Genomic DNA, 5,327 nt, shown 5'->3' on the forward strand with positions numbered 1-5,327 from the left:
GTGGTGTGACGGCCCCTCGTCCACCGTGCCGCAGGTCGGCGCGGCCCGCGCGGGGGGCGCCCCCGCGGGGGGGCGCCCCCCGCCGGCCGGGCGGCCGCCGGAGTGAGCAGGCGCTCGGCCAGGTGTCCGTAGAGCACCCCGAAGGAGGCCCAGAAGGTCAGCTGGATGGCCACCGCTGAGACCCGGAACTGCCAGAGCAGCGTGGCCGGGAAGTCCTCGGGGACCTCGTTGACCGCCGGGAGGACGGCGTAGGCGAGCCCGACCGCCACGGCGAAGGCGGCCACGGCGGCGACCGTGGCGTTCCAGTTGCCGAACCGGGGGGCGAGCCGCCGGCCGAGGATGGTCGCGGCGACGGCCAGCAGCACGCCGAGCGCCATCATCAGGAAGTACAGCGTGGTCCGCCTGCCGATGGTCTCCGGGTCGCCGACGGACGGCGGGTTGGCCGGGTACTTGAGGAAGGGGACCAGGTAGACGGCGAGCAGGGCGCCGCCGGAGAGCAGTGCGGCGCTCGCCCGCGGGCCGAAGCGGCCGGTGCGGCCGAGGGCGAAGCAGTACGCGAGCCCGGCGATGCCGCCGAGCGCCACGCCGTACACGAGGACGCCGGTGGCCAGGCCGGCGGTTGACTGGAGGGACCGGCTGACGATCTCCATGCCGTGTTCGGTGGAGTGGGCGTCCTCGTAGGCGATGGCCGCGTCGACCCGCGGCTCGCCGAGCAGGTAGGCGACGACGAGTGCGAGCAGGCCCGCGGCGAGGCCCGCGAGCATGCCGCGGACCAGCAGAGATCTGACGGTGGCGGAGTTCACGGTGTCCCCTGGGTCAGTGGCAGGGGAAACCGAGCAGGTGGCGGCCGTCGTGCACCCACTCGTGGACGCTCTCGCCGGAGATGAGGGAGGTGGCGCCCTGCTCGGCGCCGACGAAGTAGATCAGGGTCAGCATCAGGATGCCGAAGAAGACCGCCCAGGGAAGGATTGCCTTCAGGGGCAGGGGGGCCGCCGACGACGTCGGGGCAAGGGCCGGAGCAACGGACTGTGCCATGGCAGGACCTCCTCGGGAACTCGCGTCCCGCTAGATGGTGCACGGACGACGGCCCGGGTCTGACTTCCCGCCAGGGACCGCCCGCGGGGCGGGTCCTGCGCGGCTCACAGTGGCGCGACCGTGCCGGATTCTCACCGGACTTCCGTCATGCCGTCGTCATATCGAGCCGAAGGTACCGTCACGGGGGACGCCCGCCAAGGGCGCACACGGGGGCGCGCGGCGCCCGGGCGTGCCCCGGGATGCTGCGGCGAGCCCGCCCGGGCGGTGGATCCGCCCGTTCGGCAAGGGAGTTGGCGAGAGGGGAGCGTGCGGTGACGGTACGCGTGACATTGGTCTCAGCGCTGCTGGGCGCGGACGGGCGGGAGGCCCGGTTCGAGGACGGCGGGACGCCGGGCGAGGCGGAGCTGCGCCGGGCCCGGGCCGCCGCAGGGCGGTTCCCGGCGGACGGCGCCCGGGTGGTCCGCTCGCCCTCCCCGCGCTGCCTGGCGACCGCCGGGGCGCTGGGGCACCCGGCGGAGCCGGTGGCCGAACTGGCGGGGTGCGGCATGGGCCGCTGGCGCGGCCGGACCCTCGCGGAGGTCGCCGCGGCGGAGGGTGGGGAGGTGGCCCGGTGGCTGGCCGACCCCGCCGCGGCCCCGCACGGCGGGGAGTCGGTGCTGGCCCTGGTCGGGCGGGTCGGCGGCTGGCTGGACGCGCTGCCCGCCGACGGGCCGCGGGTGCTCGCCGTGGTGGAGCCGGACGTCGTCCGGGCCGCCGTGCTGCACGCCCTCGCGGTGCCCGGGCCGGCCTTCTGGCGGCTCGACGTCGAGCCGCTGTCGGCCACCGTGCTGACCGGGCGGCTCGGCCGGTGGAACGTCCGGCTGGCGGCGGCCGGAGCGGCCTAGGCCGGGCCGGACGGGGCCCCGGCCGGGCGGTCAGCCGAAGTCAGCCGAAGGTGCCGCGGACGGCGACCGCCTGCGGGTCGTCGAGCAGGAACGCCGCCGCCGACCAGGTCTCGGCCGGGCCGGCGGGCGCGGCGTCCGTCCGGGCGGGCCGGGCGCCGAGCACCTCGAAGCTGTACCGGCCGGGGGCGAGGTCCGCCCCGGCCGGGAGCGTGTAGCGGTACACCAGGGTGCCGCGCTCCACCGAGACGGTGGTCACCACGCCCGGCATGCTGCAGACCGGGGCGGTGCCGGGCAGCGTCGCCGGCCGCTCCAGGCGGAGCTCGACCTGGAGCGCCGTCAGCGGCCGGCGGACCGTCAGCACGACCGTGTGCCGCAGACCGGAGGGGCCGAAGGCCTCGACCCGGGCCTGCCCGGACAGCGCGTCGCCGACCGGCCGGCCGGGCCTGGTCGGCGCGCCGCTGCCGCTGCCGCCGCCGGTGCCGACGGGCCGCAGCCCGACCGGGCCGGAGGTGGTCGGGGAGCCGGACGGGGCGGGTGCACGGGAGGTGCCGGGCCGCGGGTCGGCGAGTGTCCGGCCGGACCCGCTCGGGTGCGGTGTCGGCCGCGTCCTCGGGCTCGCCGGGGTGCCCGGCGACGCCGCGTCGGTGCGGGCGGCGAGGGCGGGTGCGGCCGCGGTGGACGGCGGGGAGTCCGGGCTCGGCAGCGGCGGACTGGCGCCGACGTTCGACACGCCGGGGTTGCGGCCCACGCCCTGCTGCTCGTTCAGCAGCCAGGTGGTCGCGATGCTGATCCCGACGACCGTGGACATCGCCATCGCGGCGCCGGAGAACCTGATGGTCGGCAGCCGCAGCCTGCCGCCGATCGGCCTGGGCCGGCTGTGCCGCCCGTACCGGACCGCCTGGCCGGCCGACCCGGTGTGCTCGCGGAGCGCCACGGCTCCCCTCCTCCCCGCGCGATGCCGTCTCCCCGGAACCGTCACGGGCCCCTGGCCGCCGTGACGGGGCCATGAGGCTACCAGCGGCAGCCATGGCCGGCGCCAGACCCGGGACGCAACGGATGTGTTAACCGTAATGACGTACTGTGTCGGATATCTGACGCACCGTCCAATCGGACGGTTCCCGGCCGGCACTGCAACCCCTTGCAACCGTTGCCCGCCGGCGCGCGGTGCCGCACCCTGGGGGAACCCCAGCCGCCTCGGAGAGACCGTCATGCCGCGCGACCCGCTGTCCGTACCCTCCGATCCGCTCGCCGCCACCCCCACGGGCGACGAACCGGATCGCCGCCTCCCCGCCCCGGCGGTGGTGGACGAGGTGATGACCCTGCGGATCGCGCTCGACGACGACCAGGTGGGAGAGGTGCGTACCCGCTTCCGGTACGACACCGCGCGGCCCTGCGAGGTGCTGCTGACCTTCCACCTGGGCCGACTCGACGAGGCGGACTGGGTGTTCTCGCGCGAACTGCTCCGCGACGGGCTGCACGCGCTCAGCGGCCAGGGCGACATCAAGCTCTGGCCCGCCTACTGCCCGTGCCACGGCTCCACGCTGCACATCGCGCTGGACTCCCCGCACGGCAGCGCCCTGCTGGAGGCCGCCCGGCCGCGCGTGCGGGACTGGCTGGACCGCACCTACGCGCTGGTCGGCGCCGAGCAGGAGAGCGCGGCCGGCCCGAGCGACGAGGAGCTCGCCGCACTGCTGGCCGGCGCCTGGGACGAGTAGCGGCCGCCCGGGCCTACGGGGCGGCGGGGGCGCCCGGCAGCCGGGCGGTGCCCGCCAGCAGCGCGGCCCGCAGCTCCCGGACGGCCGGGGCGGCGGAGGTCACCAGCAGGTCCAGCGGGTCGGCCGGCCCGCTCACCGACACCTCGGCCGAGCCCGCCAGCCGGTACGGCCGGTGGTCGAGCAGCGCGCCCAGGTAGCGGCGCAGCCGGGACAGCTCGGCGCGGACGGTGACGGTGCGCGCCGGGTCGCCGAACAGGCCGTCGGCGAGCTGGGCGGCGCTCAGCCCCGTCCGCCGGACGGCGAGCAGCAGCAGCACCTCGGCGTGGCGCGGGCTGAGGGTGTGCGACCAGCTGCCGGCCGCGCCGCGGACGTGCAGCTCCGGCCGGCCGGGGCGGCGCAGGTCGAGGTGGATCCGGGCGCCGTCGTTCTGCTCGGCGACCGCGGGCGCGGCGGTGAGCGGGCGGACCAGCCAGCCGCCGCCCAGCGGCTCGACCGCGCACTGGCCGAACGCCGGCAGCCACTGCACCGCGGCGCTGCCCCAGCCCTCGGCCGGCAGCCGCAGCCGCGGCACCGGCGGCACGCCGACCGCGGCGGCCGTCCAGCCGGCGCCGTCCACCACCATCGCCGGACCGCTCACCCGGGCCAGCAGCGGGGCGGCGAGGGTGCGCAGCCGGTGCAGCGACTCCAGCTGGACGGCGCGCAGCTCGGCCTCGGCGAGCCGGGCCGCGGTGGCGGTCAGCCGGAGCAGGTGCGGCTGCACCTGCTGGGCCGGTCCGCTCAGGTCGAGCACGGCCAGCATCCGGCCGGTGCGCGGGTCCCGTACGGGGGCGGCGACGCACGTCCAGGCGTGGTGGCTGCGCAGGTAGTGCTCGGCGGAGTGGACGCTGGTGGGCCGCTCGGTGCGCATCGCCATGCCGATGCCGTTGGTGCCGACCTCGTCCTCCGTCCAGCGGGCGCCCTTGTCGAAGCCGATGCCGTCGGCGCTGCGCCGCAGCGGGCGGGCGCCGTCGATCCAGAGCAGGTGGCCCTCGGGGTCGGCGACGGCGAGCAGGACCGGGGCGTCCTCGGGGTGCCCGAGCAGGGTGGCGCGCAGCAGCGGCAGCACCTGGCCGAGCTGGGAGTCGTGGCGGCGCCGTTCGAGGTCGGCGGTGCCGATCCGGCGGGCGTTGCGGCCGGTGTCCGGGTCCAGGCCGAGCCGGCGCAGCCGGAGCCAGGAGTCGCTGATCTCGGGCCGGGGCGCGGGCGCGGCGGCGGGGGCGGCCCCGGGGTCGGGCGGGCCGGCGGGCGCGGTCAGCGCGAGGTCGTAGGCGCGGACGAGGCCGGCGGGGGTGCGGGCGGTGTGGGCGCGGGCAGCCCGCTGTGTCCTCTGCATCCGCCCCCGCCCCTCCCTGTGCGCCGGTCCGCAGTCAGCGTACGGCCGCTCGATCGGGACATGCCCGGGGAGCGGGAATTCTCATCACGGGCGGTGCGGATCGGCCATGATGGCCGGTTCGCGAGGTGGCGCGGAGCGGCTAGTGACCGGTGGCGGCCTGGGCGGTCTCCACGGCCTGGTGGAGGTCGTCGGTGGCCTCCAGCGCGGTGGCGGCGGTGGCGGCCAGACAGCAGGCGAGCAGGACGGCCGCGGCGGTGGGGCCGGGGCCGCGGCGGGCGGCGGGCGGGGCGAGCTGGGCGGCGACCCGGCGCGGCTCCGGGC

The 5,327-nt window shown here is 77.6% G+C and carries 6 protein-coding genes, 1 pseudogene and 1 riboswitch; of the genes and pseudogenes, 2 read left to right on the forward strand and 5 right to left on the reverse strand.

Going from position 1 to position 5,327, the window contains the following annotated elements:
* Both ACFV0G_RS34520 and ACFV0G_RS34525 read right to left on the reverse strand, forming a co-directional pair.
* The coding region (locus ACFV0G_RS34520) for a CbtA family protein (RefSeq protein ID WP_380556502.1) at positions 1 to 803 on the reverse strand (803 nt) is incomplete at its 3' end.
* 13 nt (positions 804 to 816) lie between these two features.
* Positions 817 to 1,035: a CbtB-domain containing protein gene (locus ACFV0G_RS34525; protein WP_380556504.1), complete on the reverse strand. Its 219-nt coding sequence runs from the start codon at positions 1,033 to 1,035 to the stop codon at positions 817 to 819.
* Positions 1,036 to 1,067: 32 nt separating this feature from the next.
* Positions 1,068 to 1,230: riboswitch (cobalamin riboswitch) on the reverse strand.
* 128 nt (positions 1,231 to 1,358) lie between these two features.
* On the opposite strand from ACFV0G_RS34525, the gene ACFV0G_RS34530 reads away from it, so the two are divergent.
* Positions 1,359 to 1,919: a histidine phosphatase family protein gene (locus ACFV0G_RS34530; RefSeq protein WP_380556506.1), complete on the forward strand. Its 561-nt coding sequence runs from the start codon at positions 1,359 to 1,361 to the stop codon at positions 1,917 to 1,919.
* 40 nt (positions 1,920 to 1,959) lie between these two features.
* Here ACFV0G_RS34530 and ACFV0G_RS34535 read toward each other — a convergent pair whose 3' ends face one another.
* Positions 1,960 to 2,853, reverse strand: coding sequence for a hypothetical protein (locus ACFV0G_RS34535; RefSeq protein WP_380556508.1), 894 nt, complete (start codon positions 2,851 to 2,853; stop codon positions 1,960 to 1,962).
* A gap of 274 nt (positions 2,854 to 3,127) precedes the next feature.
* Here ACFV0G_RS34535 and ACFV0G_RS34540 point away from each other — a divergent pair, with 274 nt between their 5' ends.
* Entirely contained in the window at positions 3,128 to 3,634 is a 507-nt protein-coding gene (locus tag ACFV0G_RS34540) for an SsgA family sporulation/cell division regulator (RefSeq protein ID WP_380556510.1), read from the forward strand.
* A gap of 13 nt (positions 3,635 to 3,647) precedes the next feature.
* Here ACFV0G_RS34540 and ACFV0G_RS34545 read toward each other — a convergent pair whose 3' ends face one another.
* Entirely contained in the window at positions 3,648 to 5,006 is a 1,359-nt protein-coding gene (locus ACFV0G_RS34545) for a GAF domain-containing protein (RefSeq protein ID WP_380556512.1), read from the reverse strand.
* Positions 5,007 to 5,145: 139 nt separating this feature from the next.
* A pseudogene (locus ACFV0G_RS34550) lies at positions 5,146 to 5,327 on the reverse strand (M56 family peptidase); the annotation flags it as partial.

Source organism: Kitasatospora sp. NPDC059571, from assembly GCF_042735675.1.
Lineage (GTDB): Bacteria > Actinomycetota > Actinomycetes > Streptomycetales > Streptomycetaceae > Kitasatospora.